This window comes from Streptomyces sp. iso_384, assembly GCF_056172905.1.
On sequence record NZ_JBWBTT010000001.1, the window covers coordinates 3674155 to 3689038 of the forward strand.

Below are 14884 nucleotides of genomic sequence, written 5' to 3' on the forward strand. Positions count from 1 at the left end.
TTCGAACGTTCGAGCGAATATCGAAGAGTGTGGACAGCTCAGCAGGTAGTCGAGGCGCGTGGCGCGGAAGCCGGTGCGGTGGCGTCGCCGCTCTCCGGCCTGCTGCCGGGAGGAGGCATTCGCCCTGGTACCGCAGTGGGTGCGGGCGGGGACCTGCCGCTGCTGCTGGCACTGGCCGCATGGGCGGCAGCGGAGTCGGCGGCATGGGCGGCGGTGGGAGTTCCGGAGCTGGGCGGGCTGGCGGCGGCACAGGCCGGTCTGGATCTGGCCACCGGTCTGGTGGTGAGCGACCCGGGGCCACGCGCGGCCCAGGTACTCGCCGTCCTGCTGGAGTCGGTGCCGGTGGTGCTCGTCGGCGCCTCGGTACGGGTGCCGGAGCGGGCGGTGCGCCGGCTGCGGGCGGTGATGCGGCGCAGCGGAGCGGTGCTGCTGGCGGCGGGACGCTGGCCCGGGGCGGATGTGCAGCTCCGGGTGGCGCCGGTGGGCTGGACCGGGGTGGGCCGGGGGCACGGGCTGTTGCGCGGCCGCCGGGTGACGGTGACGGCGGGCGGCCGCGGCGCTGCCGCCGCGCCGCGCCGCGTGGAGCTGTGGCTGCCCGGTCCGGACGGTCTGGTGAGCATGGCGGGCATGGCGGAGCAGGGGGCGGCGGAGGCCGTGCGGGACGGGGCGCGGGCGGACCTCCGCGTCGTCGGATGACCGGGGCGTCCGATTCCGTACGGGTGGCCGTGGTCTGGGTGCCCGACTTCCCGGTGCTGGCCTGCGGTACGCGGGACGGTGCGCCGGTGGCCGTGGTGCACCGGGGCGCGGTGGTGGCGTGCTCCGCGTCCGCGCGGGCGGCCGGGGTCCGGCGGCGCATGCGACTGCGGGCCGCGCAGGCCCGGTGCCCCGGGCTGCGGGTCGTCGAACGGGACCTCGCCGCCGAGGTGAGGATGTTCGAACAGGTGGTGCACCGCGTGGAGGCGGAGGTGGTGCCCCGGCTGGAGGTGATCCGGCCCGGGCTGATCGCGGCCCCGGCGCGCGGAGCCGCGCGGTACTGGGGCGGCGAACCGCAGCTGTCCGTATGGCTGGCCGGCGCCGTCACCGCACTCGGGCTGCCCGCCCGGGTCGGGATCGCCGACAGCACCTTCGTGGCGGCGCTCGCGGCCCGCCGGGGCGACGGGGCGATCGTCCCGGCGGACGGGAACGCCGCGTTCCTGGCCCCGTACCCGGTGGGCGTGCTGGGCGTGCCCGGTCTGGCCGAACTGCTGAAGCAGCTCGGCATCCGTACCGTCGGGGACTTCGCACGGCTGCCGGCGGGCCGGGTCGCGGAGCGGCTCGGCACGGAGGGCATCGGCGCCCACCGCGTCGCCCGTGGAGGGCAGGCCCGGCCGGTGTCCGTACGGACCGCCGTCCAGGACCACACGGTGCGGCGGCTGTTCGAGGTCCCCGAGGAGCAGACGGACGCGGTCGTGTTCGTGGCCGTCGCGCTCGCGGACGAGCTGCACGAACGCCTGGCGGCGGCAGGGGTGGTGTGCGCGCGGGTGGAGGCCGTGGTCGGGACGGCCGACGGCCGGACCCTGACGCGGATCTTCCGGCACGAGGGGCGGCTGTCCTCCCGGGCGGTGGCCGAGCGGGTGCGCGGCGTACTGGCCGCCTGGTCCGAGAAGGGCCTGCTGGACGCAGGCGGCGCGGAACCGGGCATCCGCCGCCTGGCCCTGCGCCCCGACGGGATCTCCCCGGACACCGGCTCGCAGGGCGCGTTCGACGGCGAGCGGGACACCCCGGTGGAGGTGGAACGGGCCGCCGCCCGGGTGCAGGCGGTGCTCGGACACCGGGCGGTCACCCGGATCATCGAGGTCGGCGGCCGGGGGCCGGGCGACCGGATCCGGCTCGTCCCGGTCGGCGACGTCCCCGACGACGGCGCGGGCGCCGAGGGCGGTCCCTGGCCGGGACGGCTGCCCGCCCCGCACCCGGCCGCGGTCTACCCGGTACGGCGCCCGGCCCGGCTCACCGGGACCGACGGCGCGCCGGTCGGGGTGGCCGGCCGGCTGGAACTGTCGGCCGAGCCCGCGTTCCTCGCGGTCGACGGGCGCCGCCGGGCCGGGGTGAACGGGTGGGCCGGTCCCTGGCCGGTGCTGGAGCAGTGGTGGACGCGCGACAGCGGCCGACGGATCGCCCGGATGCAGGTCACCACCGACGACGGGCACGCGTGGCTGCTCCTCGTCGACCGGGGCCGATGGTGGGTGGAGGCCCACTATGGGTGACCTCCTCCGCCTCCCCACCGCCGACCGCCCGGAGGACGGCTGGGCCGAACTGCACGTGCACAGCGCGTTCTCCTTCCTCCGCGGGGCGAGCGGGCCGGAGGACCTGGTCGCCGAGGCCGCCCGGCTCGGCATCGGCGTACTGGCGGTGACGGACGTGGACGGCCTCCACGCCGCGCGCCGCCTGCACGCCGCCGCCCGCGAGCACGGGGTCGGCACCGTCCACGGCGCCGAACTCACCCTCGGCGACCCCGTCCTGGGAACACCGGTGGTGCTCGCCCGCACCGTGGAGGGGTTCCGGCTGCTGTCGGCGGTGATCTCCGCCGCGCAGCTCGCCGGGTCGAAGAACTCCCCGGTCTACGACCTGGACGCGGTGGCCCGGGCGGCCGCCGCGGGGCACTGGGCCGTTCTGCCCGGCTGCCCGCCGCCGGGTGCCGACCGGTGCGACGTCACCGCCGTCGCCCACCGGCTCGCCCGGCTGACCGACGTCTTCGGCACGAGCGGTACGCACGCCGAGCTGGTCGACCACCGGCTCCCGGAGGACTCGGTCGCCGCCGACGCGATGTGGGTGGCCGCCCGCCGGGTCGGGATCCCGGTGGTGGCCACCGGCGCCGTGCACTACGCGGCCCCCCGCCAGGCCCGCGTGGCCCAGGCGCTCACCGCGCTGCGCCGCCGCGAGACCCTGGACCGGGCCGCCGGGCATCTGATGGCCGCCCCGACCGCCCATCTGCGCCCCCGGGCCGAGCGCGCGGCCTTCCTGTCGCGGTATCCCGGCGTCGCGGGGACCACCCTCGCCCTGGGCCGCGCCTGCGTGATCGACCTCGGCGAACTGCGCCCCGAACTCCCGGAGTTCGCGGTACCCGCAGGACATACGCAGGACTCGTGGCTGCGGGACCGCGCCGAGGCCGCCTGCGCCGACCGCTACGGCCCCCGCACCGACCCGGGGGCAGAGGCGGCCTGGCGGCAGCTCGACCACGAACTCGGACTCGTCGCCGGACTCGGGCTCGCGGGCTACTTCCTGATCGTCGACGACATCGTCCGGCACGCCGCCGACCAGGGGATCTGGTGCCAGGGCCGGGGCTCCGCCGCCAGCAGCGTGATCTGTTACGTCCTCGGCATCACCGCCGTCGACCCGCTCCGGCACGGTCTGCTCTTCGAGCGGTTCCTGTCCCTGGAGAAGGCGGGCCCGCCGGACATCGACCTCGACCTGGAGTCCGGGCGCCGCGAGGAGGTCATCCAGTACGTCTACACCCGTTACGGCCGCCGGCACGCCGCCCAGGTCGCCAACGTGATCACCTATCAGCCGAGGCTCGCGGTCCGCGACGCCGCCCGCGTCCTCGGCTACCCGGAGGCGCAGACCCGGGAGATGACCCGGCACATCCACCACACCCCGCCCGGCCCCGACACCGCCCTCCCCGACGACGTACGCGACCTCGCCGCCCAGCTCCACACCCTCCCGAGGCACCTCGGGGTGCACTCGGGCGGCATGGTCCTCACCCGGCAGCCCATCGGCGAGATCATGCCCGTGGAGTGGGCGACCGCCGAGGGCCGCAGCGTCCTCCAGGGCGACAAGGACGACATCGCCGTCGCCCGGCTCGTCAAGATCGACCTGCTGGGTCTCGGCATGCTGTCCGCCCTCCACACCGCCTGCGACCTCATCCACGAGCACCACGGCGTCCGTTACGACCTCACGTCCATTCCCCAGGACGATCCGGACGTCTACGAGATGATCGCGAGAGGGGACACCATCGGCGTCTTCCAGGTCGAGTCCCGTGCCCAGATCTCCACCCTGCCCCAGCTGCGGCCGACGAGATTCGAGGACCTGGCCGTCGCCGCGTCCATCATCCGCCCCGGCCCCATCCAGGCCGGCAGCAAGCACCCGCTGCTCCGCCGACGGCGCGGCGAGGAGGCGGTGACGTACCCCCACCCGCTCGCGAAAGCCGCGCTGGAGCCGACCCTCGGCGTCGCCCTCTGGCAGGAGCAGGCCATGCAACTCGCCATCGACTGCGCGGGGTTCAGCCCCGGCGAGGCCGACCGGCTCAGGAAGGCGATGGCGGCCAAGCACGCCCCGGAGAAGGTCGCCGCGATGCGCGGCCGCCTGCTGACCGGCATGGCCGGACGCGGCATCCCGCAGGCCGCCGCCGAGAAGATCGTCTCGATGATCGAAGCCTTCTCCGACTACGGGTTCCCGCAGTCCCACGCCCAGTCGATGGCCGGGCTCATCTACGCCAGCGCCTGGATCAAGCACCACCACCCGGCCGCGCTCATCGCGGCGATCATGGCGAACCAGCCGATGGGCTTCTACGACACCCAGACCCTCATCGGCGACGCGGAACGCCACGGCATCACCGTCCACGGACCCGCCGTCCGGACCTCCCGCGTCCACGCCACCCTCGAACCCGGCCCGGCCCCCGGTCCGACGCCCGGTCCGACGCCCGGCACGGCGTCCGGCCCGATGCCCGCTTCGATGTCCGGCCCGGCGTCCGGGGCGCGGCCCCCGGCGATCCGCCGCGGTCTGACCAGCGTCACCGGCCTCGGCGAACAGGCCGCCGAGGAGATCATCGCCCTCCGTACGGAGCGGCCGTTCACCGACCTGGACGACTTCGCCGCCCGTACCCGGCTGCCGGCCCGGATCCTGGAGCAGTTGGCCACCGCGGGCGCACTCGACGGACTGGGCGGACACCGTCGCACCGCCCTGTGGAGCGCCGGTACCGCACCCGGCCGCACGCGCCAGCCCCCGCTCCCCGGACTCGCCACCCCCGTGACCGCGCCCGAACTCACCTCCATGACCACCGCCGAGGAGACCACCGCCGACATCGTCGCCACCGGCGCCAGCGCCACCGCCCACCTCGTCCAGCACATCCGCCCCCACCTGGACCGCCTCGGCACGCTCCCCACGGCCACCGCCCGTACGCTCCCCGACCGGGCCCAGGTCAGGATCGGCGGGCTGCCGAAGTACCTCCAACGCCCCCCGACCGCCCACGGCGTGGCCTTCGGCGCGATCGAGGACGAGACCGGCATGATCAACCTCGTGTTCGCCCCGCACGTCTGGGACCGCTGCCACCGGACCCTCCTCGACGCCCCCGCGGTCCTCCTCACCGGCCGGATCGAGCGCAGCGACGGCACGGTCAACGTCGCCGTCGACCGGGTGGAGACGATCCCCGTGGCCGCGCCCGTACCCCGGCGCCACGTCGGGCGACGCTAGGGCCTGTCCGGAGGGCTTCCCCCGCCGCGCGTGGCCAGCATGAGACGAAGGCCGACCACCTCGACCACCCCACCCTGCTCCGGTCCGGGCCCTCGCACTCAACCGGTTGCAGGCCGGCCGGCTCGCCGACCACCCCGAGGTCTCCGCCGCGCAGCTGTTCCTGCGTCAGGACGGCCCCGGCTACTGCCTGCACGAACCGCTCCGCCGGCACAACCGCCGCAGCGCCGCGCCGGAACGCCGGGTCGCGGAGGTCGGTGCGGGACACCCCGACCGGCTGCCCGGCGACGACGCCGTGCACATGGACTTCCACCTGGGCTGACGGAGACCGGCATCCGCCGCGCCGACCACGAGGGCCAGGGCCGTCGCTCACCAGCCCGTCCACAGAAGGTGGTTGATCAGCAGCGCCGGAACGGCCGACGCGACCAGCCAGTACCGCACCCTCCGGCGGGGAAGCAGCGCCGCCGCGGGCAGCAGCCACAGCAGGAACGGCTGCCAGATGCGCTCGGTCTCCGCCTTGCTCATCCCGGAGAGGTCCGCGGCGAGCAGCGCCGCCAGCGCCGCGAGCACGAGCAACGCCAGTCTTCCTTCCGGGGAGACCGCCGCCGGGCCGCGCCGCAGCGCCCGTACGGCACCGGGCGCGGCCACCGCGCTCCGGCGCAGCCCGGCGACGGCGGCGAGCCCGGCCGCGAGGGTCGCGCAGGCCAGGTTGGCCCAGACCCAGTAGCCGTACGGGCGGACACCGCCCGCACCCTGGTAGTAGCGCTCGACCAACAGGTGGTACGCGGTCCACCAGTTGAAACCGGCGAGGGTGAAGGCCACCGGGGCCACCAGCGTGCCGAGCAGGAACAGCGGCACCGGGCGGGCGGTCCGGGCGAGCACCAGCACCGCGAGCAGGACCGCAGCCATCAGCCCCAGCCCGTAACTGAGGTAGCAGGTCCACCCGAACAGCAGACCCCCGCCGAGCGCCGCCACGGCCGGGAAGCGGACCCGGCGGGTGGCGGCCAGGGCGAGCAGCGCCACCGACCAGGCGGCGACCGCGGTGAAGTAGCCGTCGGCCGACACGCCCGCCCAGACGGCGGCCGGGGCGAGGACGAGGAAGGGCGCGGCACGGCGGGCCAGCCGCTCGTCGGCCAGCACCCGCACGGTGATCAGGGCGGCCAGCACCGCCGAACTGCCCACCACGACACACCAGAGCGCCGCCCAGGCGCCGCCGCCGAGCCCGATACGGTCCAGCCACACGAAGGTCAGCGTCGCGCCCGGCGGGTGCCCGGCGACATGGGCGGGCCAGTTGCCGGGCTCGCCGATGACGATGTGGTTCGTGAAGTCGCGCAGGGTGGCGGGGATGTCCTCGAAGCGGTCGATCACCCGCAGATACTCGTGCTTCGTGGTGAGCCGCTTCGCGACGCCCCGGTGCCAGCCGTCGATCAGCGCCAGCGAGAAGACCCAGGCCATGGACCCGGCCCAGGCCGCCGCCAGCAGCCCACGCCAAGGCAGCCGGGCGGCGAGCGGCGGGCCGTAGGCGACCACCAGGACCGCCATGACCAGGGCCGCCGGAGTGCCGGGGCCCAGATGGGGGTCCCAGGAGGCCAGCAGGGGCGGCCACTGGGCGCGCAGACTGCCGTCCCGGTTCTGGATGACATGGCCGATGACGACCGCGGCTGTGACCAGCAGCACGCCCGCTGCGGCGGCGATCAGGTCCGCCCGTCCCGCGCGCCGGGCTCGGTCGTCGGTGCGGTCCGGCGGCGCGGGCGGGCCGTGCCCGGTGCCGCCCGCGGTGTCCGTGGGGGTGATGTCCTCGGTCTTCACGCTGGCACGCTATGCACACCGGACGGCAATCGGGCGGTACGGCGGGGCCGCGTCACCGAACCGTCAGATTTCCCGCCCACCGTCACTCCGGTGGGGGTCCCTCGCGGCGCGACGTCAGAATTTCGTCAGGAGTCGCGTCCGCCCGCCGGGGGTGTTCCCCGCTTAGCGTCGGGCCCATGCCCGAACGCCGCCGCATCCGCACCCTCACCGATTCCCTGCGCGCCCAGCGCACCCCCGCCGACCCGGGGTTCTGGCGCAGTCCCGTGCGCGGGGCGCGCTTCACCGCCGTACTCGGCGTCGTCCTGCTCGCCGGGCTCACCCTGCTGTTCGTCACCGGTCTGCTCTCGTACGCCGCCTACAACCCGGACCTGAACCGGGTGAACGACAAGACCCCCGGCAAGGGGTGGCTCGGCTTCTATCTGTTCTCCTGGCCGACCGGCCCGCACTGGCTCTACCGGCTGACCCAGGGCCTGCACGTCACCGTCGGCATCGTGCTCGTGCCCGTCCTGCTCGCCAAGCTCTGGTCGGTGGTCCCCCGGCTCTTCGCGCTGCCGCCCGCCCGTTCCGTGGGCCACGCACTGGAGCGGATCTCGCTGCTGCTGCTCGTGGGCGGGGCACTGTTCGAGTTCCTCACCGGGCTGCTCAACATCCAGCTGGACTACCTCTTCCCCGGATCCTTCTACACCCTGCACTTCTACGGGGCCTGGGTCTTCCTCGCCGGATTCCTCACCCATACGGCCCTCAAACTGCCACAGGCCGTACGGGTGTTGCGGAACGGCATCCCGCGCGGCGAACCGGACACCCTCGCTTCCCCCGACCCGCTGCCCGCCACCGTGTCCCGGCGCGGCGCGCTGGCCATCGTGGGGGCCGGTTCGCTCCTTCTGCTGATCACCTCGGCCGGCCGCAGCTTCGACGGACCGCTGCGCCGCATCGCGCTCCTCACCCCGCGCGGCGGCACCGACCCGGGGCCGGGTCCGAACGCCTTCCAGATCAACAAGACCGCCGCCGCCGTACGGATCACGCCCGCCGACACCGGCGAGCGCTGGCGGCTGACGGTACGGGGCCCGGCCGGGGAATTCCATTTCTCCCGGGCCGAGTTGCTGGCCATGGAACAGCACAGCGCGGCGCTTCCGATCGCCTGCGTGGAGGGCTGGTCGACCTCGGACCAGCTCTGGCGCGGGGTGCGGCTCTCCGACCTGGCGGCGCTCGCCGGATACCCGGACCGGCCGCCGGGCGTGTTCGTCGAGTCGCTCCAGCGCAGCGGCTCCTTCCGCAAGGCCGCGCTGCGCGACAACCAGGTCCGCGACGGCCGTTCGCTGCTCGCGCTGGAGGTGAACGGGGCGCCGCTGTCACCGGACCACGGCTACCCGGCCCGGATCATCGTCCCCGCCGCGCCCGGCGTGCTGAACACCAAGTGGGTCGAGACCCTGACGTTCGGAGAGCTGTGATGTCCACCCGAGCCGTACCGCCGCCGTCCACCGCACCCCGTCGCCCGCGCATCTCACCGCGCCGTGCGTACGGCGAGGGCCCGCTCCACCTGCTCCTGCTCGCCGCGACGTTCTCTCTGGCCGGCTACGCGGGCGTACGGCTGCTGGACGGGGACACCGTCGGGGTGCTGCTCTGGTTCGCCGGGTCGGCCGTTCTGCACGACCTGGTGCTGCTGCCGGTGTACGCCGGGGCGGACCGGGCCCTGCGCGCCGCGCTCGGCCCCCGGACGGCCCTGGTGAACTTCGTCCGGGTGCCGGCGTTCCTCTCCGGGCTGCTCCTGCTGATCTGGTTCCCGCTGATCGCCCGGCGGACCGAACGGCGGTACGAGGCCGCCGCCGGCACCACCCCGGACGTCTACCTCGGCAACTGGCTGCTGATCACCGGCGCGCTGTTCGCGCTCTCCGCACTCTGGCTGCTGGTCCGGGCGCTCCGCTCCCGTTCGGGCCGGCGCAACGAGACGAAGGTCCGTCCCTCCGAGCCCCACTGATCGGCCGTACGCCAGCCGCCCGCACGGGCGTGCCGCAGCAGGGCCGGCGTCCCGATCCGCGCCCAGAGGAACGGCTCGGCCACGTCGTCGCCCGCGGCCACGGGCACGGACCTCCCGTCCGGACCGCCCCGGCCGTCGTCGAGCCGGACCCGGACCCGTTCGTCCACGTCGACGGGGGCGGTCTCCGCGATCAGCAGTCCGCCGGCCCCGAGCAGGTCGGCCGCGCGGTCCAGCAGCGCGGCCGGGTCGCCCCCGATGCCGATGTTTCCGTCGAGGAGCAGAAGAGTGCCCCAACGGCCCTCACCGGGCAGCGGGTCGAACACACTGCGCAGCAACGCCGCGCCGCCGAGACCGCGCGTACGGGCCACCGCCGCCTCGCTGACGTCGATGCCCAGCGCCCGGTGTCCGAGCGAGGCCAGTTCGGCGACCAGCCGGCCCGGCCCGCAGCCGATGTCCAGCACCGGCCCCTCGCACCGGTGCAGCGCGGACAGATCGGCGGAGCCCGCGTCGGAGCACCAGCGCTCCACGTCCAGGGGCAGCAGCCAGCCGTCGCTGCGGCGGAGGAAGAGCGGACCCCGGCCGGTGCGCAGGGCGTTGGCGTACGGGCCGGCGCCCCAGGTGGCGGTGCGGAGCGGGCCCCGCCGGGCCGGCGTGTCGGAGGCGTACGCGCTGTCGGCGGCCGCCTCGTGCGTGTCGGGCGCCCCGGCTGAGGCGGAGGAGCCGGCCGGGTCGGCGGCGGCCGGTGCGGCGCGTCCGGACGAGGGCACGGTCGTACTCATCGCACCCCCGCCCCGGTCAGCCGGCCGAACGCCGCGGCGAACCGGTTGCCCGGCGCGGCCGACGCGACCCGGTGGGCGTCGGCCACGGTGTCCACATCGACCAGCACCGGAAGATCGCGTACGACGAGCCCCGCCTCCACCAGCCTGTGCCGCTGCACCGCACCGGTCTCCGGTACCGACATCGGCACCCCGCGCACCAGGGCGGGATCGGGATCCGCCAGGCCCAGGGCCCAGAAGCCGCCGTCCTCGGCCGGACCGAACCAGGCTCCGCAGCCGTCCCAGGCGTCCGGGGCGAGAGCGGGGGCGAGCAGCGCGGCCGTGAGCTGCGGGGTGTCCATGCCGACCAGGAGGGCCGGCCCCGCAGACCCGCCGAAGGCCGCCGCGAGACGTTCGTCGAGACCGCCCGCGCTCTGCGGCACCACCTCGAACCCCGGAGGCACCCAGGGGCCCGGCCGCCCGTCGAGGACCAGGACGCGCCGCCGGGCGGGGAGGGCGAGCACGGTCTCCAGGGTGTCGGCGAGCGCGGCGGCGGCCAGCTCGGCGGCCTCGGCGGGGGAGAAGGGCGGGCAGAGCCGGGTCTTGACCCGTCCGGCCACCGGTTCCTTCGCGATGACCAGCAACTCCGTCGGCCCCAAGGGCCCGTACGCGCTCATCGGCGGGCCCCCGTCCCCGCGCGTGCGGTCCGGTCCGGCGTGCGGTCCGCCGGTGGTTCCCGCAGCACGCCCCGCATGTCGCGCACCGCGTGCCAGGTCCCGCGCCAGGTGCCGGTCACCTTCGACTTCCCGGTGCGCGGCCGGTAGGGGACATCGCTCTCGGCGATCCGCAGCCCGGCGTCGGAGGCCCGGACCACCATCTGGAGCGGATAGCCGCTGCGCCGGTCGGTGAGGTCCAGGGCGAGCAGGTCGTCGCGGCGGGCCGCCCGCAGCGGGCCGAGGTCGTGCAGGCGCAGGCCGGTGCGGCGGCGCAGCATCCGGGCCAGCGCCAGATTTCCGGCGCGTGCGTGCGGCGGCCAGGCGCCCCGGCCCTCCGGTCGGCGGCGGCCGAGCAGCAGATCGCACTCGCCGTCCGCGATCCGCCGCACGAAGCCGGCCAGCAGCATGGGGTCCAGCGAGCCGTCGCAGTCGCAGAAGCAGACGAACTCGGCCTCGGCGGCGAGCAGCCCGGCATGGCAGGCCGCGCCGAACCCCCGTCGTTCCTCCGTGACGACGCTCGCACCGAGGGAACGGGCGAGGTCGGCGGAACCGTCGGTCGAGCCGTTGTCGACCACGATCGCGCGCCAGCCGTCGGGGATGCGATCGAGCACCCAGGGCAGGGCGGCCGCCTCGTCGAGGCAGGGCAGAACGATGTCGGCCTTCGGCAGACCGGTGTGCGGGGCGGGCGGGAACGGAAGAGCGGCAGAAGAATCGGTCACCCGCCTCACCCTACGGAGACAAGTCCGGCATTCAGGGCATGAGGTTCTTACGAAACATGGACATCGGCCGGATGGGGGCGGTCGGCCACCGACGCGCCGAGACGGGGGTGTCAGAGTGAAGGCCATGGAGAACACCCCGCCCGCCCTGCATCCCGAACCCGTCCCCCAGGGGGAGCGCGGCCGGATCCTCGTCGTGGACGACGACCCGACCGTCGCCGAGGTCGTCGTCGGCTATCTGCACCGCGCCGGTTACGCCGTCGAGCAGGCCGGCGACGGGCCCGCCGCGCTGGGACGGTTCGTGGCACGCCGGCCCGACCTCGTCGTCCTGGACCTGATGCTCCCCGCCATGGACGGGTTCGAGGTCTGCCGCCGGATGCGCGAGCACGGGCCGGTCCCGGTCATCATGCTCACCGCGCGCGGCGACGAGGAGGACCGCATCCTCGGCCTGGAGACCGGCGCCGACGACTATGTCACCAAGCCGTTCAGCCCACGCGAACTGGTCCTGCGGGTCGACTCCGTGCTGCGCCGCGCCCGGGCCGCCGTGCCGGCGGGCGGGGCCGGGCCGCTGTCCGGCGGCGGGCTGACCCTCGACCCGGCGGCACGGCAGGCCCACCGTGAAGGGCAGGGACTCGCCCTGACCTTGCGGGAGTTCGACCTGCTCGCCTTTCTTCTCCGGCATCCCGGAAAGGTGTTCGGGCGGGATGAGCTGATGCGAGAGGTCTGGGGGTGGGACTTCGGCGATCTGTCGACGGTCACCGTCCATATCCGCAGGCTGCGCGGCAAGGTGGAGAAGGATCCGGCCCGCCCCCGGCTGATCCGCACGGTGTGGGGGGTGGGGTACCGGCTGGACCTGGACGCGGACGCGGCCGCCTCGCCCGACGGGGGCGGGCCGCGGTGACCGACGTCCTGCTCATCGCGCTCTTCGCCTTCCTGGGTGCGGCGGCCGCCGGGCTGCTGGGCGCCGGTGTCCTGCGTCTTCTGAGGCACCGTTCGCTGGTGGTCTCGGTGAGTGTCGTCGCCGGGGTGGCCGTCGCGGCGATGCTCGCCGGGACGCTGACCGTCGCCTGGGCGATGTTCCTGTCGTCCCACGATCTCTACGTCGTCACGACCGTCGTCGCCATGGCCGCCCTGGTCTCGCTGGCCACCGCCGTACTGCTGGGCCGCTGGGTGGCCGACCGGAGCCGTGAACTGACGCTTGCGACAAGGTCGTTCGGCGACGGCGGTACCTTCGCCGCGCCCGCCGGGCAGCCGACCGCCGAGCTGGCCGCGCTCACCCGCGAACTGGCCGCCACCAGCGCCAAACTGGACAGCTCACGGGAGCGGGAACGTGCGCTGGAGGCCTCGCGGCGCGAACTCGTCGCGTGGATCTCGCACGATCTGCGCACCCCGCTCGCCGGGCTGCGGGCGATGGCCGAGGCGCTGGAGGACGGCATGGCCGCCGACTCCGGACGCTATCTGCGGCAGATGAGGACCGAGGTCGAACGGATGAACACCATGGTCGGCGACCTCTTCGAACTCTCCCGGATCCAGGCCGGTTCGCTCACCCTGACGCCGGCCCGGATCTCCCTCCACGACCTGGTCGGCGACGCCCTGGCCGGGGCCGACCCGCTGGCCCGTGAGCACGGGGTGCGGCTGGTCGGCGACCGGGTGGACGAAGTGCCGGTGGAGGTCGACGGCAAGGAGATGAGCCGGGTGCTGGGCAACCTCCTGATCAACGCCATCCGCCGCACCCCGCCCGACGGCACGGTGGCCGTCGCGGCGCACCGGTCGGACGGCGGCGTCGTCGTGTCGGTGACCGACAGCTGCGGCGGCATCCCGGAGGAGGACCTGCCCCGGGTCTTCGACACCGGCTGGCGCGGCAGCCACGCGCGTACCCCGCCGGCCGGGGCGGGCCTCGGTCTCGCCATCGTGCGCGGCATCGTCGAGGCGCACGCCGGACGGGCCGAGGTCCGCAACGTACAGGGCGGCTGCTGCTTCTCGGTCACGCTCCCGACAGCGTGACGGCGCCCTCGTCCCGGTGGCCCGCCGCGCCGCGCAACGGGGCCGCCGCGAAGTCCGCCATTCCGTCGGCGAAGGAGACCCGGGGCCGCCAGCCCAGCTCCTCGCGCAGCGCCCGCGAGTCCGCCGTGACATGGCGTACGTCGCCGAGGCGGTACTCCCCGGTCACCACCGGGCCCGGCCCGCCGTGCGCGCCGGCCAGCGCGGCGGCCATCTCGCCGATGGTGTGCGGCTCGCCGCTGCCGGTGTTGTACGCGGCGAAGGAAGCGGGCCGCCGCTCCCGTACCGCCGCCAGCGCCACCGCGTTCGCCGCCGCCACATCGTGGACGTGGACGAAGTCGCGCCGCTGGTGTCCGTCCTCGTAGACGCGGGGGGCCTCGCCGCGGGCCAGGGCCGAGCGGAAGAACGAGGCGACACCGGCGTACGGGGTGTCGCGCGGCATCCCCGGCCCGTACACGTTGTGGTAGCGCAGGGACACCGCCCGGCCGCCCGTGGCCCGCGCCCACGCGGCGGCCAGGTGCTCCTGGGCCAGCTTGGTCGACGCGTACACATTGCGCGGGTCCGCGGGCGCGTCCTCGGCGACCAGGCCGGGTGTCAGTTCCGCTCCGCAGTCCGGGCAGTGCGGCTCGAAGTCCCCGGACCGCAGATCCGCCTCCGCGCGCGGCCCGGGGCGGACCGTGCCGTGGCGGGGGCAGTCGTAGCGGCCCTCGCCGTAGACCACCATCGAACCGGCCAGCACCAGATCCCGCACCCCGGCCGCCGCCATCTCCGCCAGCAGCACCGCCGTACCGAGGTCGTTGCACCCGACGTACAGCGGAGCGTCCGCGAAGTCCTTGCCGAGGCCGACCATGGCCGCCTGGTGACAGACGGCGTCCACCCCGGCCAGCGCGTCCGCCACCGCCTCCCGGTCCCGGACGTCCCCGAAGACCACCCGGTCGCCCGGCGGCTCCGGGGGTGTGGCGCCGCGGTGCGCCGAGGGCAGCAGGGCGTCCAGCACCACGCTCTCGTGCCCGGCCGCATGGAGGGCGTCGACGACATGTGACCCGATGAACCCGGCTCCGCCGGTGACCAGTACGCGCATGACCGCCACGCTAGGGCCCGGCCATTCCTCGCGCCGGGCGCGGCGCGCGCACGTCACAGGACCGTAAGAACGTGTCCGGGGCCGCGTCGAGGCGTACGAAGGGGAGGACCGGCGGTGCGAAATTCGGCCGTACTCCCACGGCGGCCGGTTCCGGGTGTTCGTCGTGCCGTGGTGCGAGGAGCCGCCGAGGGCTCGAACGAGGCGGTAACACCGCCTTTTTTGAGCCAGAATTGACAGCAGATCAGTGTGCTATCTCCACATGTGCCCTATCGACAAGGCGAGTTGATGAGCTTAGGCTCACCTAAGTTCGGGTGCGTGACCCCCTCGGCGTGCCCACTTCTCGAAACCTTCCCCTCACGCCTGACAGGCGGCTTTCCCGGATGATGGGA

General features: G+C 74.8%; 12 protein-coding genes. 7 read left to right on the forward strand and 5 right to left on the reverse strand.

The annotated features are described in order from the left end of the window. Nucleotides 1-27: 27 nt before the first annotated feature. The 4 genes from AC0VY3_RS16405 (at nt 28) to AC0VY3_RS16420 (ending at nt 5764) form a co-directional block, all read left to right on the forward strand. The gene (locus AC0VY3_RS16405) at nt 28-696 is read left to right on the forward strand and encodes a hypothetical protein (RefSeq protein ID WP_475549877.1); all 669 of its coding nucleotides are present in this window, start codon (nt 28-30) and stop codon (nt 694-696) included. Then, nucleotides 693-2243: a DNA polymerase Y family protein gene (locus AC0VY3_RS16410; protein ID WP_475549878.1), complete on the forward strand. Its 1551-nt coding sequence runs from the start codon at nt 693-695 to the stop codon at nt 2241-2243. The genes AC0VY3_RS16405 and AC0VY3_RS16410 overlap by 4 nt, the downstream gene beginning before the upstream one ends. Next, complete coding sequence (locus AC0VY3_RS16415; RefSeq protein WP_475549879.1) at nt 2236-5445, forward strand: error-prone DNA polymerase; 3210 nt, start codon at nt 2236-2238, stop codon at nt 5443-5445. Before AC0VY3_RS16410 ends, AC0VY3_RS16415 begins: the two co-directional genes overlap by 8 nt. Nucleotides 5446-5551: 106 nt before the next feature. After that, on the forward strand, nt 5552-5764 hold the full coding sequence (locus AC0VY3_RS16420; protein WP_475549880.1) for a hypothetical protein: 213 nt from the start codon (nt 5552-5554) through the stop codon (nt 5762-5764). A gap of 47 nt (nt 5765-5811) precedes the next feature. Here the strand turns inward: AC0VY3_RS16420 and AC0VY3_RS16425 are convergent, their stop codons facing one another. Next, nucleotides 5812-7251 (reverse strand): hypothetical protein, encoded by a 1440-nt coding sequence (locus tag AC0VY3_RS16425; RefSeq protein WP_475549881.1) that lies wholly within the window; start codon nt 7249-7251, stop codon nt 5812-5814. A gap of 176 nt (nt 7252-7427) precedes the next feature. On the opposite strand from AC0VY3_RS16425, the gene AC0VY3_RS16430 reads away from it, so the two are divergent. Then, nucleotides 7428-8699, forward strand: coding sequence for a molybdopterin-dependent oxidoreductase (locus tag AC0VY3_RS16430; RefSeq protein WP_103512401.1), 1272 nt, complete (start codon nt 7428-7430; stop codon nt 8697-8699). A gap of 394 nt (nt 8700-9093) precedes the next feature. On the opposite strand, the gene AC0VY3_RS16435 is transcribed toward AC0VY3_RS16430, so the two are convergent. From AC0VY3_RS16435 to AC0VY3_RS16445, 3 genes are read right to left on the reverse strand one after another with little or no spacing between them, the layout of a single operon-like run. After that, nucleotides 9094-10005, reverse strand: a complete 912-nt coding sequence (locus AC0VY3_RS16435) for a class I SAM-dependent methyltransferase (protein WP_242740787.1) — start codon at nt 10003-10005, stop codon at nt 9094-9096. After that, nucleotides 10002-10658, reverse strand: coding sequence for a TIGR04282 family arsenosugar biosynthesis glycosyltransferase (locus AC0VY3_RS16440; RefSeq protein WP_103512399.1), 657 nt, complete (start codon nt 10656-10658; stop codon nt 10002-10004). Before AC0VY3_RS16440 ends, AC0VY3_RS16435 begins: the two co-directional genes overlap by 4 nt. After that, on the reverse strand, nt 10655-11416 hold the full coding sequence (locus tag AC0VY3_RS16445) for a glycosyltransferase family 2 protein (protein ID WP_103512398.1): 762 nt from the start codon (nt 11414-11416) through the stop codon (nt 10655-10657). The genes AC0VY3_RS16440 and AC0VY3_RS16445 overlap by 4 nt, the downstream gene beginning before the upstream one ends. 124 nt (nt 11417-11540) lie before the next feature. On the opposite strand from AC0VY3_RS16445, the gene AC0VY3_RS16450 reads away from it, so the two are divergent. Together AC0VY3_RS16450 and AC0VY3_RS16455 are read left to right on the forward strand one after the other, a co-directional pair. Next, entirely contained in the window at nt 11541-12314 is a 774-nt protein-coding gene (locus AC0VY3_RS16450) for a response regulator transcription factor (protein ID WP_475549882.1), read from the forward strand. Next, nucleotides 12311-13417 carry a sensor histidine kinase gene (locus tag AC0VY3_RS16455; protein ID WP_103512396.1) on the forward strand — a complete coding sequence of 369 codons (1107 nt, stop codon included), beginning with the start codon at nt 12311-12313 and terminating at the stop codon, nt 13415-13417. The genes AC0VY3_RS16450 and AC0VY3_RS16455 overlap by 4 nt, the downstream gene beginning before the upstream one ends. Here AC0VY3_RS16455 and AC0VY3_RS16460 read toward each other — a convergent pair. Further along, the gene (locus AC0VY3_RS16460; RefSeq protein WP_475549883.1) at nt 13398-14495 is read right to left on the reverse strand and encodes an NAD-dependent epimerase/dehydratase family protein; all 1098 of its coding nucleotides are present in this window, start codon (nt 14493-14495) and stop codon (nt 13398-13400) included. The two genes, AC0VY3_RS16455 and AC0VY3_RS16460, sit on opposite strands and share 20 nt — an antisense overlap. Nucleotides 14496-14884: the final 389 nt, after the last annotated feature.

Coding starts and splice junctions, on each gene's coding strand:
- AC0VY3_RS16410 (WP_475549878.1), top strand. CDS start 693: ATGACCGGGGCGTCCGATTCCGTACGGGTGGCCGTGGTCTGGGTGCCC.
- AC0VY3_RS16415 (WP_475549879.1), top strand. CDS start 2,236: ATGGGTGACCTCCTCCGCCTCCCCACCGCCGACCGCCCGGAGGACGGC.
- AC0VY3_RS16430 (WP_103512401.1), top strand. CDS start 7,428: ATGCCCGAACGCCGCCGCATCCGCACCCTCACCGATTCCCTGCGCGCC.
- AC0VY3_RS16435 (WP_242740787.1), bottom strand. CDS start 10,005: ATGAGTACGACCGTGCCCTCGTCCGGACGCGCCGCACCGGCCGCCGCC.
- AC0VY3_RS16440 (WP_103512399.1), bottom strand. CDS start 10,658: ATGAGCGCGTACGGGCCCTTGGGGCCGACGGAGTTGCTGGTCATCGCG.
- AC0VY3_RS16450 (WP_475549882.1), top strand. CDS start 11,541: ATGGAGAACACCCCGCCCGCCCTGCATCCCGAACCCGTCCCCCAGGGG.
- AC0VY3_RS16460 (WP_475549883.1), bottom strand. CDS start 14,495: ATGCGCGTACTGGTCACCGGCGGAGCCGGGTTCATCGGGTCACATGTC.